A 19,489-nucleotide genomic window follows, 5' to 3' on the forward strand; every position below is an offset into this window, starting at 1 on the left:
ACTTTCTCATAAGTGAACAAATCGGCTGAATTGGTTAATACCTCGTTGAGGAAATAAGAATTCGGAGGCATCTCCAAGTGAGCTTGCAGCAAGCAGTAATCGTACGAACGCGCGAGTCGCTCCAGAGCCAGATTGCAGCCGCGCGCAGCGACGGAAAGCAAGTTGGCTTTGTCCCCACTATGGGTGCTTTGCACGACGGGCACATCTCTCTGGTCAGGAAAGCTGGGGAAAACGCGGACTTCATTGTGGCTAGCATTTTCGTGAACCCGGCCCAGTTTGCGCCGGGCGAAGATCTTGACCGCTATCCACGAAATGAGGCGGGCGACGTCGCCCGGCTGAGCGAGGCAGGATGCAATCTCGTCTACTGCCCGAGCGTCGAGGAGATGTACCCCGAAGGCTCGATTACCAATGTCCGGGTCGAGGAAATGTCGGACCTGTTGGACGGCATCTACAGGCCGCATTTCTTTTATGGTGTCGCAACGGTCGTTGCCCGGCTTTTCATTCACGTAAAACCTGACGTCGCTGTCTTTGGTGAGAAAGACTACCAGCAGCTGCAGATCATCAAGCGTATGGTGCGGGATCTCGGTTTCGGGATCGAGATCATTGGCGGCAAGACCTGGCGCGACAATGACGGTCTCGCCCAATCTTCCCGCAATGCGTATCTCAGCGAAGAGGAACGCCAGCGCGCCAATGCGGTCTTCTCCGCGCTTCACCGCGCGTCCTGCCGGATCCGCATCGGCGTGCCGGTTGAGGATGTCATGAAAGAAGCCCGCGGCGCCATTCTGGCTGCGGGCTTCTCGAAGCTTGATTATGTCAGCGCAGTCGACCCGGTGACGCTACAGGACCTGCCGGACGGGCCGCTGGAGCAGGGGCGCGATTGCCGGCTGCTCGCGGCCGCATGGATGGGATCAACCCGCCTGATTGACAATCTCGGCGTATAGCTGGCCATCAAGTTCAGGCCCGCGCGTATAGATCAGCGTGCCTTCTGCGATACGCGGGATGAGGTCGGCAGCAACGGCCTGCTCAAGCGCGGGGCAGCCCCAGCTGCGGCCGATCTTTGTGCCGCCCGGAAACACATAGTCTGCGCCATGGATGACGATGGCCCGGTCACGTGCCAGCGAATTGGCGTCGTCGAGGCCATCCAGGCGCAATGAGAGCCCGTGTTTGCCGTAATAGGTCTCAGCCGTCACATAGGTGCCGAGCGACGACATCTTGGAGCCTGAAATATTGGAAAACGTATCCGCGATGCCGTCATGGTCGGCATCAGAGCCTTGTCCGTGTGAGACGAGATAACCGTCCGCAGTCATGGTTTCCATATCGACAAGGAAGAAGCGCTTCTCGCTGGAATGGCGCCGGTAATCGATGACGATCATATAGCGGTCATTGGTGACGCGGTCAGCATGAACGGCGCGCGCCGCCATAGCCTCGGACCAGAGTTCGGTCCCCATGGCGTCATTCGGCGTTTTGGCGAGAGCGGTGGTACCAGCGACGGCTATTGCCGCGAGCGATAACGAGAAGAAACGGATAAGTGCTTTCATGGTTCCCAACCTGCCAGACGAATTGGGCAGAAATTTGAAGATCTGCAGGAAAGGTTCCACGTGATCTGCAATATTAGCTGCAGATCACGTGAAGATCGTTGGGGCTGTTAGGGGGGGGCGACGGGCCTAGAAAACGCGCGGACGCTCGGCCTTGTCGACATGCAGACCGCACTCGGACTTCTCCATACCGGCCCAGCGGCCAGACCGGATGTCGGACGGGTCTGCTGCCGGCTTGGTGCAGGGCCAGCAGCCGATCGATGGATAGCCTTGAGCGACCAGCGGATGTTTGGGTAGGTTACGTTGCACAAAGAACCGGTCGACGTCTTCCTGCGTCCAGCTGGCAAGCGGGTTCACCTTGAAGCGGTTACCGGCATGCTCGAAGACTGGCAGGCTCATGCGAGCGCCGCCATGGAAGCGTTTGCGGCCGGTGATCCAGGCGTCGTAGCCCTTCAGCGCAGGTTCAAGCGGGCGCACCTTGCGAAGGGCGCAGCACGCGTCCGGATCGGACTGCCAAAGGCGATCCTTCGGGTCGATGATCTTGCGCTCTGTCTCGTTCGGCGTGATGTCCTGAACATTGGTCAGGCCCAGCGTCTCGATAAGCTCGTCCTTGTAATCCAGCGTCTGCGGGAAGTGCAGGCCGGTCTCGAGGAAAACGACCGGGAAATCCGGATCGACATCGGCGATAAGCGCGAGCATCACAGCGCTCTCGGCACCAAAGCTCGAAACATAGGTCAGTTTGCCAGGCCATTCTCGCACCAGAGCCGCCCGCAGGATCGTCGTCGCGGACGCATGGCGAAGCTCACCGTTAAGGCGCGCAAGCCGTTCTTCGACGGGCTGTCTCAGACGTGTCTGATAATCGGCATATGGCATGAAAGCGCCTTTAGTCCTTTCCGTGCCTGCGGCGGAAAACGGGCACCTGCCCATCTGCTGCTGGCTGATAGACGGCGGAAAACTCTTCCAGCGCCTCTATCACGGAAGGTAGGTCGGCGCGCTCTGTCTCAAAAGCGTCGAACCCTGAACGGTTCATATAGAGAATCTGATCTCGCAGCACGTGGCCGACCGCGCGAAGCTCTCGGGTATAACCCATCCGCCGCCGTAATAGCTGCGCCTGGGAGTAGCCGCGCCCGTCGGTATATTTCGGAAAATCGACCTCGATCAGGGCTAGCCGGTCCAGGTGCTCTTCAAGCTCGTGCGGGTCGTCTGCCGGCTCCAGCCGCACACCGATCTCTGTATTGCGCGCCAGCAGAAGCTCTGTCTCACTGCGAAAGCGGGCAAGCGAAACCGTGATGCATCCGCCGGGCGAAAGAGATGCTTCGTCAGGCACATAGGCCCAGATATCGTCGACTTCGCGGCGGTCCTTGATAAGCGGCATATTCTGGAAATTCCCTATCTTCTACGCGTCGGCGTAGATGGCGTCCTTGAAAGGCTCCATACCTTCGCGCTCGAAGGTCTCGATGAAGGTCTCGTCCTTGCTGGTGCGAAGTTCGCGGTAACGGTCGACAAGCCGCTTGAGCGCCACGGGGACATCATCAGCCTTGAGACCCGGCCCGGCCATCTGGCCGATCGCCGCTTTCTCGTCGGCGCGCCCGCCCAGCGTGATCTGGTAGTATTCCTCACCCTTCCGGTCGACGCCCAGAATGCCGACATGACCGACATGATGGTGCCCGCAGGCATTGATGCAGCCGGAAATGTTGATGTGGAACTTGCCGATATCGGCTTGGTCGTCCGGGTCGCTGAACGCTTCCTGGATCGCCATGCCGACGGGAATGGAGCGCGCATTGGCGAGGTTGCAGTAATCAAGGCCCGGGCAGACGATCATGTCCGAGATGAGACCCTCATTCGGGGTGGCAAGTCCTGCTGCATCCAGCTCACCGTAGAGCGAATAGACATCATCGAGCGCAACATGCGGCAGGACCACGTTCTGCGCATGGCTGACGCGGAGATCGTCATGGCCATAGGTCTCGGCGAGGTCGGCCATCACATCCATCTGGTCATCGGTGGCGTCACCGGCGGCGACGCCCATCGGCTTCAGGCTGACCGTGACGGTGGTGTAGCCGTCGACCTTGTGGTCGTGGATATTCGCGCGGGTCCAGCGGGCAAAACCTGCATCTGCGATCTTTGCCTTCTCAAACGCGTCCGAGGTTGCGGGCTTTTCAGCCAGCTTCGGCGGCTCGAAATAGGCGTGGATGCGGTCGATCTCTTCCTGGGGCAGGGCGATCTTCTCGGCGTCACGCTGCGCGGCAAACTCAGCCTCGACCAGCTTGCGGAATTCGTCTTCGCCCGTCTCCGAGACAAGGATCTTGATACGCGCCTTGTACTTGTTATCGCGGCGGCCAAAGCGGTTATAGACCCGCATGATCGCTTCCAGATAATCCAGCAGCTCACCTTCGGGCACAAAGTCAGAGACTTTTGCGGCGATGTGCGGCGTGCGTCCCTGGCCCCCACCGACATGAACCTCAAAGCCGACCTCGCCGTCCTTTCGGCGCATGTTCAGCCCGATATCGTGCACCTTGATCGCCGCGCGGTCATGTTCGGCGGCCGTAACAGCGATCTTGAACTTGCGCGGCAGGAAGGCGAATTCCGGGTGGAAAGTCGACCACTGCCGGATGATCTCGCACCAGGGGCGCGGGTCCATCACTTCATCCTTTGCCGCGCCAGCATAATGGTCGCTGGTGACGTTCCGAATGCAGTTGCCGGAGGTCTGGATGGCATGCATCTCGACCTCTGCCAGGTCCGCCAGCACGTCGGGAATATCCTTCAGTGCCACCCAGTTGAACTGGATGTTCTGGCGCGTCGTGAAGTGGCCATAGCCGCGGTCATACTTGCGGGCGATCTCGGCCAGCGCACGCATCTGGCGCGGGTTGAGCTGGCCATAGGGAATGGCGATCCGCAGCATATAGGCGTGCAGCTGGAGATAGACGCCATTCTGCAGGCGCAGTGGCTTGAACTCATCCTCTTTCAGTTCACCCGACAGGCGGCGGGCCACCTGGCCACGAAACTGCTCGACCCGTTCCTTTACAAGCCGGGTGTCGAATTCATCATACCTGTACATCGGTAACCTCATGCAGATGGGGAAGGCCGAGCTCGCGCTCGCAGCGCGCAATCCAGCCATGGACGGCTGGAAACTCGGACACGTCGAACCCGCCCTCATGGGCAAGGCGGGTGTAGGCGAGAAGGGAAATGTCGGCCAGCGTCATGGCCTCACCGCCTGCGATCCAGTCATTGCCGAGAAGCGCAAGCTCCATCCGGCCAAGCGCCCGGCGGCCCTTGGCCATCAGGTGCGGATCGATCTCGTCGTCTTTTTTCTTCAGATAGAGCTTCTGGAAGCGGCGCACCGCAATCGCTGTCTCGTGAGAGTACTGTTCCCAGAACATCCATTCCAGAACCTTTGCGCGCTCAAAAGCCTCTTCAGGTATAAGGTCGCTTCCCTCCGCCAGATAGGTGATGATCGCGTTCGACTGGGCGAGCGTGCGTCCAATATCAAACGCAACGACCGGGACCTGTCCGAACGGATTGATCGCCAGGAAGCTGTCGGTGTTCGTTTCACCCTTCAGAATGTCGATCTCGACCCAGTCATGCTCGATGCCGAGACGCTCTGCGACCCATTTCACCTTGAGGCAGTTGCCCGAAATGCTGTCGCCATAAATACGGATCATTTCGCGGTCCTCTGGAACTGTGGGTGAACGGTCGGCCCGTTCGCGCGGATGTTTTCGCGCAGGGTTTCACGGCCATCGACGTTGCCGTCTTCGGTAACCTGCATGAAATAGGGGTCGGTGACGACGCCTTCCTGTGCGGCTGCAGCCTCTAGCCGAGCCTCGGCCTCATCGCCTGAAAAGACGCCGACCTTGTCCGGGTCATCAGACCAGCTGCCATCATCTGCCATCCAGACGACCTTGCCGGTCGCTGTTTCCCAGGCGGTGACCGCCTTTAGCTGGTCGGGTTTCAGTTTCGGGCGAACCGAAGTCATGCCAGCGCCTCCGCAATGAATGTGTCTCGTGCTTCTGCCGGCAGTCCGGCGACCGCACCAATGATAAGAAGGGCAGGGCCCCTGATGCCATGTGTCTCGATGATTTTGGGCAGCGCTTCAAGCGTGCCGAAGCCGCGCGTTTCATTCGCCCGCGTGCCATTCTCGATGACGGCGACCGGTGTCTCGCCTGCAAGCCCCGCCTCTCGCAGCTTCTGTGATATGATTGATGAAGTGCCAACACCCATGAACACCACAACGGTCTGATGCGGCTTGGCGAGGCCTTCCCAATCGAGATCGGGCACGCCGCCTTTTTGCGCATGGCCGGTTACAAAGGTCAGCGTCTGGGCATGGTCGCGGTGGGTTAGGGGGACGTTCGCACTGGCCGCGCAGCCGAGCGCAGAGGAGACGCCCGGCACGACAGTCGCCTCGATCCCTTCAGAACGCAGGGCCTCGACCTCTTCGCCGCCGCGCCCAAAGATAAACGGGTCGCCGCCTTTCAGGCGCACAACGCGTTTTCCTTCGCGCGATGCGGCGATCATCAGTTCGTGAATACCGTCCTGTGGCACAAGATGCTCACCCTTGGACTTGCCGACCGGAACACGGTCTGCGTCGCGGCGCACCATGTCGAGGATTTCCGGCGAAACCAGCTTGTCGTGGAACACGATGTCCGCCTGCTGGATCAGCCGGAAAGCCTTGAGGGTCAGGAGTTCCGGATCACCTGGACCGGCGCCCACAATGTGGACGGGACCAAATTCGTCCTTGTCTAAGCCGTCTGCAAAGCGCGCCAGCGTGTCGCTCATCAGGGCCTCGGCGCGCGCGTCATCGCCAGCATACATGGCTTCTGCGACCGGGCCGCGCAGGGCCTTTTCCCAGAAATGCCGGCGGCTCGTCTCGTCGCTCAGTGCAGTCTTTACCGTCGGGCGCCAGCGCTCCGCCATCGCCGCGAGGTCGCCGATGCGCGCAGGCATCAGTGTTTCGAGCTTTGCCCTGATGTCCTTCGCCAGTACCGGGGCCGCGCCGCCAGTTGCGACCGCGGCAATGATCGCGCCCCGGTCCAGCATGCTCGGCACGGTGAAATCGCACAGTTCCTTGCGGTCGACCGCATTGATCGGCACGCCTTGAGCGCGCGCCAGATCATAGGCCCAGCGCGCCTGCGCCTCGTCTTCATAAGCGATGATGGTGAAGCGGGCGCTGGCAAGCGCGTCTTCTGCCTCGCTGGCAGCAATGATGTGCAATTGGCTGTCGAATGCGCCGGCCCAGTCTGGGCGCTTATCGCAGACCAGCGAGATGCGGGCAGGCGTCTTTGCCACAAGGCGCACCTTGCGTTCGGCGTTCACCCCGTCGCCAAAAACCACGACGTGGGCGCCATCCATCTGGAAGAAGGCTGGGAAGAGGTTCATCGATACTCGCAGTGTCGGAGGTTAAACAGGCTGACCGGAAAATGTGACTTGTGACCCGCTTCCTGCAAGCGTAGACCCCTCATCCCATCGTTTAGATAAACTATGCGAGGCTCTCTATGGCCGATACAAATGACCGCCTGCCACCGCTCAATGCGCTTCGTGCATTTGAGGCGGCTGCCCGTCGACTGTCATTCAGCAAGGCCGCAGAAGAGTTGAATGTCACGCCCGGCGCGATTTCGCAACATATCCGGCAGCTTGAGGAATATGCGGGGACCCCGCTTTTCAGACGCACAGGCCGCAGCGTGCTGCTCACCGACGCAGCGCAGGCAAGCCTTCCGCTTGTGCGCGAAGCCTTCTCGCGAATTACGGAAGCGGGCCGCATCATGCAGCAGCCAGCGCGAAAGGGCCGGGTGATGGTGTCCTGCGCGCCAAGCTTTGCCGCCAAATGGCTCGCCCCGCGCCTCGACAAGTTTCACATCTCCAATCCCGGCATCGAGGCCTGGATTTCGGCCGATATGTCGATCACCGATTTCACCACGGCGGACGCAGACTTTGCCATCCGCTACGGACAGGGCGGCTATGATGGTCTGAAGTCAGAAAAACTTATGGACGAGACGGTGCTGCCTGTCTGCTCGCCGCGCCTTCTGGAAGGGTCTGACGCCGTCAAACGCCCCGAAGACCTCGCCAAGCACACGCTCATCCATGACGAGAGCACCGAACAGGACCCGTCCTGTCCCGACTGGACCAGCTGGCTCGCAGCCCGCGGCGTCGGCGACAAGGTCAACGGCCAGCGCGGGCCGCGTTTCAACCAGTCGTCTCTTGCCATCGAAGCGGCTGCATCCGGCCGCGGCATCGTGCTCGCCAAGCGCGCGATTGCCTCTTCCGACATGGCGGCAGGCCGGCTTGTCGCGCCATTCGCTGACGGGTCGACCAGTATCGACTTTGGCTACTGGATCGTCTGGCCGAAGGGCCGCCACCAGTCAGAAGACGTCCGCGCCTTCATCAAGTGGATCAAGGCCGAAGCGGCCGCTGGCGAAATCCACGGCGTCTAGGCGCGCAGTCCCAAACACCCGAACGAAAAGCGCCGCAGACGGGAAGGTCTGCGGCGCTTCTGTTTTCGGTGACGCCAGATCGGCCTACCCAGCCGTGCCCGGGATCGGCACCTGCGCCGGGGCGCCCGGACCGAGATCGATGCCGAGGAAGAGCCAGATCATCATCAGGATGACGCCGCTGAGCAGCATCCAGATCGAATACGGGATCATCATCGCCGTCAGGCTGCCAAGGCCAAACCCCTTCTGCCAGCGCTGCGCGAAGACGAGGATCAGCGGGAAGTAGACCATGAGCGGAGTGATGATATTGGTTGCGCCATCGCCGACACGATAGGCGGCCGTCGCGCCGTCCGGACTGATCCCGACAAGCATCAGCATCGGCACGAGCACCGGCGCCAGCAGCGCCCATTTCGCGCTGGCAGAGCCAACGAACAGGTTCAGCGCGGCTGAAAACAGCACGATCAGGCCCAGCACTGCGGGCAGCGGCAATCCGCTATTATTGATGGCTTCGGCCCCGTGCACCGCAGAGATCAGGCCAAGGTTGGACCAGCCGAACATCGCCACGAAATGCGCCGCGGCAAAGGCGAGAACCAGGTAATAGCCCATATCCTTCATGCCGCCCGCCATCATGTTGACGAGGTCGCGGTGGTTCTTGATCGTCCCTGCCGCCGACCCGTAGGCCCAGCCTGCCGCCAGGAACAGGATGAGGAAGGCGGCAACCAGTGACCGGAAGAGCGGGCCTGCCTGTACATACCAGGCCGCATCTTCATTGCCCGGCCCATCTGCCAATAGAGGTGTGCCCGGCCCGATCGTCATGAAGACCCAGAGCGCGACCACCGCAAGGATCGCCAGACCCGCCCGGCGAAGACCTTTCTTCTCTCCAGCGTTGAGGGGCTTGTCCTCATCGCTATAGCTCTGCATTTCGCTCTCGGTCTCCGGCGTCCATTTGCCAAGACGCGGCTCGATGATCTTGTCGGTCACCAGCCAGATGACAGGCAGGTAGATGAAGAGAAGCACGAAAATGAAGTACCAGTTGCCAGCGAAGTTCACCGTCCAGCCACCATCGATATTGCTCGCCTCATAAGCGCTTTCGGTAATCCCGAAGAGAAGCGCATCGAGCTGGCCGGGTGTGATATTGGCTGAGAAGCCGCCAGACACACCGGCAAAGGCGGCCGCAATACCGGCAAGCGGATGACGCCCGGCAGACGCAAAGATGATCGCCGCCAGCGGGATCATGACGACATATCCGGCATCGGCGGCATGGTTCGACAGCATCGCAATCAGCGCTACGAGCGGCGTCAGCAGAGCCTTCGGCGCATTACGCACGGCCCCGCGGATTGCGCTGCCAAAGAGGCCGGAGCGCTCAGCAACGCCTGCGCCAAGCATAACGACGAGCACATAGCCAAGCGGATGGAAGTGCGTGAATGTCTCCGGCATATCGACCCAGAGCTGCTGGATATTCTCAGGCGAAAAGAGGCTTCGTGCCTCTTCCAGCTGGCGTGTGCCGTCGGGATTGGTGAGGCTTGGATGGAAAGCGGAAACCCCGGCCCAGGCGCAGATCTGCGAGACGACCATCAGCGCGATAATCAGATAGAAGAAGATGAAGACCGGGTCAGGCAGTCTGTTGCCCGTCTTCTCGACCCAGCCGAGAAACCCCTTCATTTCGCTCGTCGCACTTTGATCCGACATGCCCTCGACCTCTCCCTTATTCCGATGAACCGACCCTAGACGCGACCCGTCTGATTACGCAATGCGGAATGGCGGAATGCAGCCCCCACAAGCCGATCGGCTGGCCCCGCCATCTCGACAAACTCGCCATTCCCTTCTAATCGGCGGGCCATGAGCATGACCCCCGCTGAAGAAGCCGCCCGCAGGCGGACATTTGCCATCATTTCCCACCCGGACGCCGGCAAGACGACGCTGACCGAAAACCTGCTTCTGGCGGGTGGCGCGATCCGTCTCGCAGGGCAGGTCGCCGCACGCGGTGAGCGCCGCCGGACACAGTCGGACTGGATGAAGATCGAGCGTGACCGCGGTATTTCCGTGTCGGCGTCCGTGATGACGTTCGAGCATGACAACCTCGTCTTCAACCTGCTCGACACGCCGGGCCACGAGGACTTCTCCGAAGACACCTATCGGACGCTAACAGCCGCTGACTCTGCCGTCATGGTGCTGGACGCCGCCAAGGGCATCGAGCCGCAGACGCTGAAGCTGTTCGAAGTTTGCCGCATGCGCGACATTCCCATCGTCACCTTCATCAACAAGATGGACCGCGAAGCGCTCGACCCGCTGGAACTGCTCGACGAGATCCAGGACAAGCTCCAGCTTGATACTTCGCCGCTCTACTGGCCCGCCGCATCCGGCCAGCGCTTTGCCGGCATGAAGGATCTTCGCAAGGGCGACTTCATCAATTTCCGCAAGAAGACCGCCGACCAGCAGGCTGATGTCGGCCCGAGCGACCGGATCGGCCTGCAGGAAGCGCGCGGCACGATCGACACGATGGTGATGGATGAGCTGGACGAGGGCGCCGAGCTGGCCTCCGAAGCCCTGCCGGAATTCAACCGCACCGCCTACGAAGAAGGTCATATGACGCCAGTCGTCTTCGGCTCCGCCCTTCGTCATTTCGGCGTCAACGAGCTTCTCTCCACGCTGGCCGAGTTTGCCCCCGGACCACGCGACCAGAAAGCCGAGAAGAAAGACGCGCCGATCACCGTCGAGCGGTCCGACAAGGCCGTGACCGGTTTTGTCTTCAAGATCCAGGCGAACATGGACCCCAACCACCGCGACCGCGTGGCTTTCCTCCGCCTCTGTTCGGGTGAGTTCAAGCGCGGCATGCGCCTCAAGACGACATCGAACAAGCAGATCAATATCCACGCGCCGCTCATGTTTTTGGCGCAGGACCGCGAGATCGCAGAAACTGCCTATGCGGGCGACGTCATCGGCGTACCGAACCACGGGCAGCTTCGCGTTGGCGACAGCCTGTCGGAAAGCGGTGACGTCAAGTTCCAGGGCATTCCGAACTTTGCCCCGGAAATCCTGCGCCGCGCCCGGCCCAAGGACCCGATGAAATCCAAGCATTTGCGCAAGGCACTTGAGAGTCTGGCTGAGGAAGGGGTGACCCAGCTGTTCACACCGGCACTCGGCTCCGACATGATCGTTGGGGCGGTCGGCTCGCTCCAGATTGACGTGATGGCAGAGCGTATGTCGGCTGAATACAATCTCGAAGTCGTCTTCGAAGAAGCGCAGTACAATGTCGCGCGCTGGGTTTCGGCCAGGGATCCGGCCAAGCTCGAAGCCTTCATGGAAAAGAACCGCGGCAGCACCGGAACGGATCTCGACGGCGCGCCCGTCTATCTTGGCAAGAATAGCTGGGATGTCGGCTATGTGAAGGAAAAGAACCCCGACCTTGAGTTCACCTCGACCAAGGAACGGATGCTCTAGTCGGCCTCTTCCTTTTCATCGGCGGCGCGCTGTTCATTTTTCTTTGAACCCGTTTCGTTCTGGCTGCCGTCATCTTCATCATCGCCGCCGTCTTTGTCTTTCGGCTGCAGCGATTTGGCCGCGTCGGGCCAGTCGAAATGAATATCGCGCTGTGGGAAAGGAATGGTGATATCTTCGCTTTCGAACATGGCGGCGATCTCATGCTTGGCCTCTGACGGCGCAACGACGATGTGATCGGCAATGATATAGGCGCGCAGCTGGAAGTTTAGCGAGCTGTCGCCGAATTCGGTGAAGACCACATAGGGCGGAGGGTCCTTGCGGAAGTACTCATTGCTTTCCGCGACATCCAGAAGCGCCTTTTCGACCTTTCTGGTATCCGTTCCGTATTTGACCCCAACATCAATCGCTACGCGCATGACATCGCTCTTGTGGGTCCAGTTGCCGAAGGAATTGCTGACCAGTTCAGCGTTCGGGACGATGATCGACCGCCTGTCGAAGGTCAGAACCTCGGTCGCTCGGACATTGATTTTCTGCACCGTGCCTTCGCCAGATGGTGTCACGATCCAGTCGCCAATCTTGAATGGCCGCTCGAACAACAGGATGAGGCCTGCCACGAAATTGCTGACAATGCTCTGCAGGCCAAAACCGATACCGACGGACAGGGCACCTGCGATGATCGCAAGGCTTGAAAGGTCAAAGCCAACCACACCAATCGCCGCGATGAAGGCGATAATGACGCCGGCATAGCCAAGCAGGGTCACAAGCGAGTTCGCTGCGCCTCTGCTGATCTGAGACTTCGGCAGGATCTGCCGCTCAAGCGTTCGCTGGACGAGCCGGGTTGCGACCATGATGGCGATCACAGTCAGGATCGCGGAAAGAATACTGCCGAGCGATATGCGTTGGCCGCCGATCTCAAAGCCTGAGAGCAGCCATCTTATCTCATTCCAGAGCTCGGTCGCCGGGAGGCCAAGCGCGAGCAGGACGAATGGTGGCAGGCAAAGAAAGACGAGCGTATCGACGCTCATCCTGATCCAGAATTCCGAGTTTAGCTCCGGGCGCTCGCCTCCATCATCATCGTCGCGCGCGGATTCGTATCTGCGTTCCTCGACGACGCCCGAGAGAAATTTCAGAGACATTGCGCGGATGAACTCACGCACCAGGATCGCGATGAGGAAGACGATTACGAGCAGGATCAGCCGCTCCACCACAAAGCGCGACAGAAAGTGGTAGCCGAACAGCGAAGTCGCGATGATCGTGACGGCCACAGCAACCAACAGCCAGCGGATGACAACACGCAAAGTGGACTTGCCTTGCTCTGTCTTGGCTTTCGTCCGGATGGCGAGCCAGATCAGCAAACCGCCTGTGAGAACGGCAAGCGAGAAGGTCCGTACCGCAATAAGCGCTTCGCCGGGAGAGGCGAGCGCGCCAGAGGCTGTCAAGACAGACTCGATCGCAAAGGCGAGGACCAGAAGCACGAAGGAGAGGCTGATGGCACTGGCTGCCTCATCGCCAACACCGATCAGCCTGAACGCGGTTGTGCGGGGTGCCATCACCGAAGAAACCAGCGCCCGCATGCAAAGCACGGCGACCGTTATGAAGGCGAGCTGGCGTCCGGCCTGGGTTTCCAGCAAATCCATGCCAAGCAGTTTGGCGACGCCAATTATGCTCATCACGACAATGAAGGCTGCCGCAAATCGCCCTATGAAGCTCGCCATGGACAGATAGGCGACGGTCTGGCGACTTGGACGGGTCTCCGTATTCCGCTTGAGCTCCCATTTGTAAAAAACCCTGTAGAGCCAGAACAGGCCCCCGAGCAACACAATCGAGATGCCGAGCAGAATGGCCACCGGGTATGGGGTGCCACGGTCAATCTGCGTGCCCCGCCAGGTGGTGATCTCCCGCGAGAGTTCCGACCACACATCGTCGATACTCTGCACCGCCCCTGACCAAACCTCAGGGCGTAAGGGCGACATGCCGCGGTCCGCGACTGAAGAGACAAAGACGCTGTCGCGGCTTCGCGATATCGCATCAAGCAGCCTTCGCGCGTCGATGTCGGCAAGTCTGGCGTTTGCCGCCGCGATACTCGCGCGCCGGTTGATGCTTCGGAAGGGCGCGGTGACCTCCGCAAGTGCGCTTTCCTCCAGCCGGGCGGCGGCAGTTTCCTCACTATCTTCAGCTGCTGCCGCCGGAGACTGGGCCGAGCTGGCCCCGCCAGCATCCTCGTCTTCTGCCGGAATGAGGTCGGCGACAGCGTCGAGTGCTTCTTTTGAGTCCGCGCGAATGGCGATGGCGCGATCCTGAAGCGAAGAAATCTGGTTCCGCAGACTGGAAAGCTGCGAGATGTGATCGCTCAACTCGCCGGGATCGTCGCTCTCCTGAAAATCGCCCGATATCTGCGATATGCTGGAATTGATCGCCTGAAGGTCTGCCTCGATCGCGTCGAGATCTTCACTGATTTTCTGGCTGGAGGACTGCTGTGCGTGCGCAAGCGGCGACAGAAGAAGAAGGGCGAACAGAACACTGCCGAGAATAATGCGCGCGCTGGCCCTCATCTTCGCTACCGAACTCCTATCAATCCTGATCTGCCGGTCGTCCTACAAGTCTGCATCGCCAAGTCAAAGACGTTTGCAGGAAGACATTAGCCCGAGACTTATCACGCGCGTTAAAATTTCTGATCGTCAACCGACCCCGTCTTCAGGGTGCCTCGGTCGTGACGGCGTTAGATTAGCCGAGGGCCGCGTCGATAAGAAGAAAGGCAGAGAGCCGGGCACTCGCATTTCGTGACGAGTTGCTCGTTTTATCGAGGGCGCTCAGCGCGTCCGTTTCTTCGATCGTCAGGAACTCCCGCGCCATCATCATGAGGTCGCCATCACTGTCGAGCCGTTTCTGAACCCGCTGGACCTGCCGGGCGGCGGCGTCCACAACGGCCTTGCGCCGGAGGCCTTCGCCTTTTCGTGCAGCCGCAGCGATCTTCTTCTTGTCGCGCGGCCTGAAAATATCGGTCAGCCGGATACCGGAATCCATCAGGCGATGGATCATCTCTTCGGCGTTTTCCTCGCGCGGCAGGTGCGGCCGCTCCTCGCGCTCCACATCCGCAAGAATGTTGCTCCAGCGCTCGCGGCGCCCGCTCTCCGCTGCGGGCTCGCGCTCTGCTTCGGCTTCGGGGTTTGGCTCGTCATCGGGGTTCTCTTCACTCCGAAGATCGAGGGCTTCACTTCCGCCAACCGGTTTCAGATAGGGCGGGATCCTGTCCTTCCAGCGACGGCGGACGGGGTTCTGCTCCATCTCGAAAGGCGTCTCGTCCGCGCCGGCTGTATCTTCATCCTGCCCGTCGTCGTCTTCTTCATAGCCGCCCCTGTTATCGCTGCCGGCCCCGAAAAGATCGCTGTCTGCTGCGGCGGGGCGGGTCTGTGGCTTTGATATGGGCGCCACCGGCGGCAGGTCGTCCTCGAAGACATCGTCCTCTTCGAGCCGTGGTCTTGATGGGCCATGCGATCTCGAAGGGCCGCCCGTGTCTTGGGGCGAGGTGGAATGAGAACGGTCTGTGTGGCCAAATTGCAGACTGGCAAGCGCATCCGCGTCGGTGCGGGCCCGGCGGACGGCGTCTGCAGCTTCTTCGCCAGCCCGCTTGAGCGTTGCGAGAGATTCTGCGGCCCGCTCTGCCGCTTCGCGAGCTTCGGCCTGAATGTCCCGCGAGGCGCTGCGGGCATTCTCCATTGCCGCAGATACCGCCTCGGTAATCCGGTCGCCTGTCGTCGAGGCGCTCGCGGCAACCATCTCGCTCGCGCGAAGAGCCTGGTCGACCATCTTTCGTGACTGGTCTAGTTTTTCTTCCATGCGCGAGACCGCGAAGACCAGCGATTCACTTCGTTTCGTGGCCTCCACGGACATTTCATCCAGCGCAGCGACGCGGTCACTGAGCGTCGTGCCGGCTTCGCGCAGCTCACCAAGGCGGGTTTCAAGCCCCTCATCGGCCTCCGCAATGTCGGCTGCCGCCTGGCGCGCAGAATCGCGCATCTTTTCGGCCTGACGCGGGATGGCCTCGCTCATCATCTCGCTCTGGCGCTGAATTTCATCGGCCAGCAATTGCAGCGCTTCACGCTCGGTTGCGAGGCGGCTGGAAAGCTCCTTGGCATGTCTGGAGGCATCGCCCGACACGGTTTCGAGCCGCTGGCGTTCTTCAGAGATCTCGCCGGACATCGCCTTCATAGAGGAGATCGCATGTGCCATGGCCCGGTCGACCTCTCCGGCGGACGCTTTCATCTGGTCGGCGAAGAGGCGCGCTTCTCGTCCGCTCGTTTCGATAGGCGAAAGAAGCCGTACCGCCGCTTGCAGAACCACCGCATTCGCCGCCGACGCCCTGGCATGGGCGCGGGCGAGAAATCCTGACATGAGGATCAGCAGGCCTGGAATGAAAAGCGCAACGACGCCTGCAAAAATCGTGGCGGCGGGCAGGGTCGACAGCCGGGCAGATCCGAGCAGCGCGAACATGCCGACATAGGCCGCGAGCCACCACGCAACTGCCGCCGCGATCGCGCCCCAGAGAAACACTTTCCCCTCGCCGCTGGCATTGTCCAGTGCGTCGAGTTCAGCCGAGGGGGAGCCCGCCGGTGAAATCTGGGTCAGGCGCGGCAGATGCGTCTCGTCGCCGTCATTGGAATGTGTCTCAGCCATGATTACGGATACTATATGCCGCGTTAATGGAGCGTGTGCAATTTCGCACGTGGAATCAGCTGCTTCAGCAGGCTTCCTGATCTGTCTTTTCCGGGACCGATATTTCGGCGGTTTCAGCCGGCGGGGCAGCCTCGGTTTTCTGAGGTGTTTTTACCGGCTCGGCGACTTCCCTGGGCTTTTCGGCCTTTTCAGGCTTCCGCGAGACCATTTCGAACAGGAGATGATCGCGCCAGTCGCCATTCAGCTTCAGATATCGCTCAGCGAGGCCGATCTTGCGGAAACCTAGACGCTGAACCAGACCAGCCGACCGGGCGTTTTCAGGCATGATCGCCGCCTGGACCCGGTGCAGCCTGAAGTCGGTAAACGCCATGGAGAGCACTTCTTCCATCGCCCGGCGCATGATCGACTGGCCTTCATGGCGCCGGTCGAGGAGGTAGCCGAGATCGCCGGTCGAGAAAGGCCCGCGGCGGATATGGTCGAGGTCGATCTTGCCGATGACCTCGGTGTTTTTGTGAATGATCACAAAGCGGTAGGCCCGCCCCTCACGCCATTCCAGCTTGGAGCGCTTGCACGCGGCGCGCCAGTGCGAGGCGGTGTAATAATGGTCGCTGCGGGTCGGCGCATAGGGTCTGAAACGCTCCCGATTGATCGTCAGGAAGTGCGCCACCCTTTTGGGGTCGCACTCATGCAGGACAACCAATTCGAACATGGGTTTCTTCGCCCTCCGACTTCAGGCACCCGCGTGCCATGCAAGTATCTAGCCGGGATTAGGGCGGAAGAAAAAGGATAACCTGTGTTAATTCGGGAGCTGTTGCACGATTGCCGCGTAGAGGCGCCAGCCTAGAAAAGCCGTTCCTTGTCATCGACCACCTCATCGACGAGGCGAAGCAGCGCCAGTCCGCCGCCAATGGCGAGCAGGGAATTGCCCAGCGAATTCAGCATATTGGACGGCAGGGCGAACTTCGCGACGCCATCTCGCGCCTTGCGGACCTTGCGGCTCATGCCGCTATCGAGGTGCGGGCGCTTCTTCCTGGGCTCGGGCATATCGAGCAGGGTCGGCTTCCACTGGCGCAGGAGGACGCCGGTCCCGACAAGGGCGGCGGCAGCGATGAGAGGGGCATTCTTTCCGGGGGCGTCAGCCATGGGGCATATCCTTTGTGGTGATTACACAAATTCAATGCGTGCGAGGGGCTCGCGGTTCCCCAGAGCTGCGGGTGTGTCCCGCCCTTTGAGGGGCGGGTGGGCTAGGTTTCACGACGCTCGTCCTTCGACTTCGCTCAGGATGAGCGTCTCCTCTCGCTTGGCTCTCCCTCATGCTGAGCTTGTCGAAGCATGCTAGCGCGGCGCTTCTTGGCTTCATCCTTCGACAGGCTCAGGATGAGGTGGCGTGTGTGGCGAGCCGTGAAGCCGCTACCCGCTATCATACCAGCCCTTCAGGCTGTCATTCACCGCGCGGGGCAGGAGGCTGGCGATGGCGCCGAGCTCTGCACTGAGGCGGTGGAGGCCTGGCTGGGCCGGGCAGTGGGGTCTGGAGTCTCCGGCGGCTTTCCACCTTGCAAGATGCCGGGCCATGCGGCGGGCGAGCGCGTGCGGGTTCTCGATGAGTGCACGGAGGGTGTCGTAGCGGTGTACCAGCGGTGTTTCGTCGACTAGCGCTGGCGCGCCGCGCGACAGGGCGCGAAGGGCCTCGAATTTTTCGGGGTCGTACTGGCTGTTGGGGATGAGGATGAAGCCTCGGGGGCCCGTCCTTCGACTTGGCTCAGGATGAGCACGCGTGTCCTGAGAGGGCGCGGTTTGGCTGGACGAGACCCCGGCCTGCGCCGGGGTGAGCGGGTTGATGTTGGCGATTTCGATGTCCGCTGCCATCAGGACGACGAGGCGGCGTAGCACGGTTTCGAGCTGGCGGACTTTGGCGCGGAAGGCGCGGGCGGCGGTGCGGGTGAGCCTGTAGCGGCGAAGGATCAGGCCCGCTGTCTCGGCAGCCGTCTCCAGCGCATCGCGCAGCGCGGCAAGCCCCGCCTCTATGAATCCCGGTCCGATCATTGGCGCGCAGTATGGGACGGGACGAGGCGGGAGGGGAAAGGATGGAATGTTTCCGGCAGTTTCGCGTGCGCTGGGTCCAGCTTTATGACGCCCCTATCGCGTCATCCCGGAAAGCCCACAGGGCTTATCCGGGACCACGTTTGCGACGTTGGCGAGTGGCACTCTGGGTCCCGGACATTTGCTGGCGCAAATTCCGGGATGACGGCTTGAAATAACTGGGATGACGGCGACTTTATCGGTCGCTCCCGATCTTCGTCATCCCGGAAGCCGCAAAGCGGCTATCCGGGACCCAGCCCGTCAGTTCATCGAATAGATCGACCCAGTCAAGATTATCCTTCTCAATCAGGGCAAGCTTCCAGTCTCGTCGCCAGCGCTTGATGCGCTTCTCGCGGGCAATGGCCTCGCTGATGTCATCATGCGTTTCGAACCAGACCAGACGCGTGCATCCATATCTGCGGCTGAAGCCCGGATAGTGGCCGTTCCGATGCTGCCAGATCCGGGCCGTGAGGTCGCTGGTCACACCCGTATAGAGCGTCCCGTTCCGCTTGTTCGTCACGATATAGAGCCAAGAGCTGCGCATATAGGAACATAAGCGGAACAGCGTATCTTTCGCAAGCGATATCCCCAATATCTTCGTCATCCCGGAAGCGCCTCAAGCGCTATCCGGGACCCAGCTTTTAAAGAGTGCACAAAGTTCATCTGGGTCCCGGATATTTGCTGGCGCAAATTCCGGGATGACGGAATCTTTTTCCGTCGCTCTCCACTTTCGTCATCCCGGTTTTCGCAAAGCGAAAGACCGGGACCCAGAAAACCAGAAAGCTTGACCCCGCTCCGCCGGGCCGGCCAGTGTCGCCTGCGGTGCTGAGCTTAAAAAGAGGGCCGGGTGATGAGAGGATTAGTCCTGGGGGCGGGGGCCGTCTTGCTGGCGGGGTGCGGCGGCGCGGCGGATTATGAAAAGCCAGCCAATCTCTGCGAGACCGAGGGGGCGCGGTGTGTCAGTGCGTCGGTGCGCGACCTGCTCGCCGTGGATGGCGACACGTTCGAGCTGCGGCGGCTTTCGGGCTCCGGCCGTGAAGAGCGGGTGCGGCTCCGCCTCATCGGGTGGGACAGTCCGGAGACGGGGGATGCAGCCGGATGCCCAGAGGAAGACGCGCTGGGCCGCAAGACCGAGGCACGGGCGCGCGAGCTGTTCGAAGCGGGCAGCAAGGTGACGTTCCTGCCGGAAGGCCAGGACCGCTATGGGCGGCTACGCGCCCACGTCTATCTCGACGGCGACCATGTGGGCTGGCTGCTATCCCGCGACGGACTGGCCCGGCCGTTGGAAGAGGGCCAGCAGGTGGACTGGTGTTTCTAGATATGCTCGAAAGCTGTGGTCGA

The 19,489-nt window shown here is 61.0% G+C and carries 18 protein-coding genes; 4 read left to right on the plus strand and 14 right to left on the minus strand.

What is annotated here, in order from left to right; translation table 11 throughout:
• Nucleotides 1-83 precede the first annotated feature (83 nt).
• Entirely contained in the window at nucleotides 84-941 is an 858-nt protein-coding gene (gene panC, locus F550_RS0101270; protein ID WP_040500419.1) for a pantoate--beta-alanine ligase, read from the plus strand.
• Here the strand turns inward: panC and F550_RS16505 are convergent.
• From F550_RS16505 to cysG, 7 genes are all read right to left on the minus strand, one after another.
• Nucleotides 909-1,538 (minus strand): murein L,D-transpeptidase catalytic domain family protein, encoded by a 630-nt coding sequence (locus F550_RS16505; protein WP_156807781.1) that lies wholly within the window; start codon nucleotides 1,536-1,538, stop codon nucleotides 909-911. The two genes, panC and F550_RS16505, sit on opposite strands and share 33 nt — an antisense overlap.
• Before the next feature lie 126 nt (nucleotides 1,539-1,664).
• Nucleotides 1,665-2,408, minus strand: a complete 744-nt coding sequence (locus tag F550_RS0101280; RefSeq protein ID WP_018146711.1) for a phosphoadenylyl-sulfate reductase — start codon at nucleotides 2,406-2,408, stop codon at nucleotides 1,665-1,667.
• 10 nt (nucleotides 2,409-2,418) lie between these two features.
• The gene (locus F550_RS0101285) at nucleotides 2,419-2,910 is read right to left on the minus strand and encodes a DUF934 domain-containing protein (RefSeq protein WP_018146712.1); all 492 of its coding nucleotides are present in this window, start codon (nucleotides 2,908-2,910) and stop codon (nucleotides 2,419-2,421) included.
• Nucleotides 2,911-2,931: 21 nt separating this feature from the next.
• Nucleotides 2,932-4,590 (minus strand): nitrite/sulfite reductase, encoded by a 1,659-nt coding sequence (locus tag F550_RS0101290; RefSeq protein ID WP_018146713.1) that lies wholly within the window; start codon nucleotides 4,588-4,590, stop codon nucleotides 2,932-2,934.
• A complete protein-coding gene (locus tag F550_RS0101295; protein ID WP_018146714.1) occupies nucleotides 4,577-5,194 on the minus strand; it encodes a glutathione S-transferase family protein in 618 nt (205 codons plus the stop codon). Before F550_RS0101295 ends, F550_RS0101290 begins: the two co-directional genes overlap by 14 nt.
• Nucleotides 5,191-5,505: a DUF2849 domain-containing protein gene (locus F550_RS0101300; protein WP_018146715.1), complete on the minus strand. Its 315-nt coding sequence runs from the start codon at nucleotides 5,503-5,505 to the stop codon at nucleotides 5,191-5,193. Before F550_RS0101300 ends, F550_RS0101295 begins: the two co-directional genes overlap by 4 nt.
• On the minus strand, nucleotides 5,502-6,905 hold the full coding sequence (gene cysG, locus F550_RS0101305; protein WP_018146716.1) for a siroheme synthase CysG: 1,404 nt from the start codon (nucleotides 6,903-6,905) through the stop codon (nucleotides 5,502-5,504). Before cysG ends, F550_RS0101300 begins: the two co-directional genes overlap by 4 nt.
• Nucleotides 6,906-7,021: 116 nt before the next feature.
• On the opposite strand from cysG, the gene gcvA reads away from it, so the two are divergent.
• Complete coding sequence (gcvA, locus tag F550_RS0101310; protein ID WP_018146717.1) at nucleotides 7,022-7,957, plus strand: transcriptional regulator GcvA; 936 nt, start codon at nucleotides 7,022-7,024, stop codon at nucleotides 7,955-7,957.
• A gap of 84 nt (nucleotides 7,958-8,041) precedes the next feature.
• On the opposite strand, the gene F550_RS0101315 is transcribed toward gcvA, so the two are convergent.
• Nucleotides 8,042-9,643, minus strand: coding sequence for an AbgT family transporter (locus F550_RS0101315; protein WP_026180485.1), 1,602 nt, complete (start codon nucleotides 9,641-9,643; stop codon nucleotides 8,042-8,044).
• 150 nt (nucleotides 9,644-9,793) lie between these two features.
• On the opposite strand from F550_RS0101315, the gene F550_RS0101320 reads away from it, so the two are divergent.
• Nucleotides 9,794-11,395 carry a peptide chain release factor 3 gene (locus F550_RS0101320; RefSeq protein ID WP_018146719.1) on the plus strand — a complete coding sequence of 534 codons (1,602 nt, stop codon included), beginning with the start codon at nucleotides 9,794-9,796 and terminating at the stop codon, nucleotides 11,393-11,395.
• Here F550_RS0101320 and F550_RS0101325 read toward each other — a convergent pair.
• The 6 genes from F550_RS0101325 to F550_RS0101350 form a co-directional block, all read right to left on the minus strand.
• Nucleotides 11,392-13,947: a DUF3772 domain-containing protein gene (locus F550_RS0101325; RefSeq protein ID WP_018146720.1), complete on the minus strand. Its 2,556-nt coding sequence runs from the start codon at nucleotides 13,945-13,947 to the stop codon at nucleotides 11,392-11,394. The genes F550_RS0101320 and F550_RS0101325 overlap by 4 nt on opposite strands.
• A gap of 172 nt (nucleotides 13,948-14,119) precedes the next feature.
• On the minus strand, nucleotides 14,120-16,069 hold the full coding sequence (locus F550_RS0101330) for a coiled-coil domain-containing protein (RefSeq protein WP_018146721.1): 1,950 nt from the start codon (nucleotides 16,067-16,069) through the stop codon (nucleotides 14,120-14,122).
• Nucleotides 16,070-16,133: 64 nt separating this feature from the next.
• The gene (locus tag F550_RS16510; protein ID WP_018146722.1) at nucleotides 16,134-16,778 is read right to left on the minus strand and encodes a GNAT family N-acetyltransferase; all 645 of its coding nucleotides are present in this window, start codon (nucleotides 16,776-16,778) and stop codon (nucleotides 16,134-16,136) included.
• Nucleotides 16,779-16,909: 131 nt separating this feature from the next.
• Nucleotides 16,910-17,212, minus strand: a complete 303-nt coding sequence (locus F550_RS0101340) for a hypothetical protein (protein ID WP_018146723.1) — start codon at nucleotides 17,210-17,212, stop codon at nucleotides 16,910-16,912.
• Between the two features lie 267 nt (nucleotides 17,213-17,479).
• Nucleotides 17,480-18,112 (minus strand): hypothetical protein, encoded by a 633-nt coding sequence (locus F550_RS0101345; protein WP_018146724.1) that lies wholly within the window; start codon nucleotides 18,110-18,112, stop codon nucleotides 17,480-17,482.
• 232 nt (nucleotides 18,113-18,344) lie between these two features.
• Entirely contained in the window at nucleotides 18,345-18,752 is a 408-nt protein-coding gene (locus tag F550_RS0101350) for a GIY-YIG nuclease family protein (RefSeq protein WP_018146725.1), read from the minus strand.
• Between the two features lie 246 nt (nucleotides 18,753-18,998).
• Here F550_RS0101350 and F550_RS18300 point away from each other — a divergent pair, with 246 nt between their 5' ends.
• Nucleotides 18,999-19,466, plus strand: a complete 468-nt coding sequence (locus tag F550_RS18300) for a thermonuclease family protein (RefSeq protein ID WP_083910890.1) — start codon at nucleotides 18,999-19,001, stop codon at nucleotides 19,464-19,466.
• The last annotated feature ends 23 nt before the right edge of the window (nucleotides 19,467-19,489 follow it).

Source organism: Henriciella marina DSM 19595, from assembly GCF_000376805.1.
In the GTDB taxonomy this organism is placed as follows: domain Bacteria; phylum Pseudomonadota; class Alphaproteobacteria; order Caulobacterales; family Hyphomonadaceae; genus Henriciella; species Henriciella marina.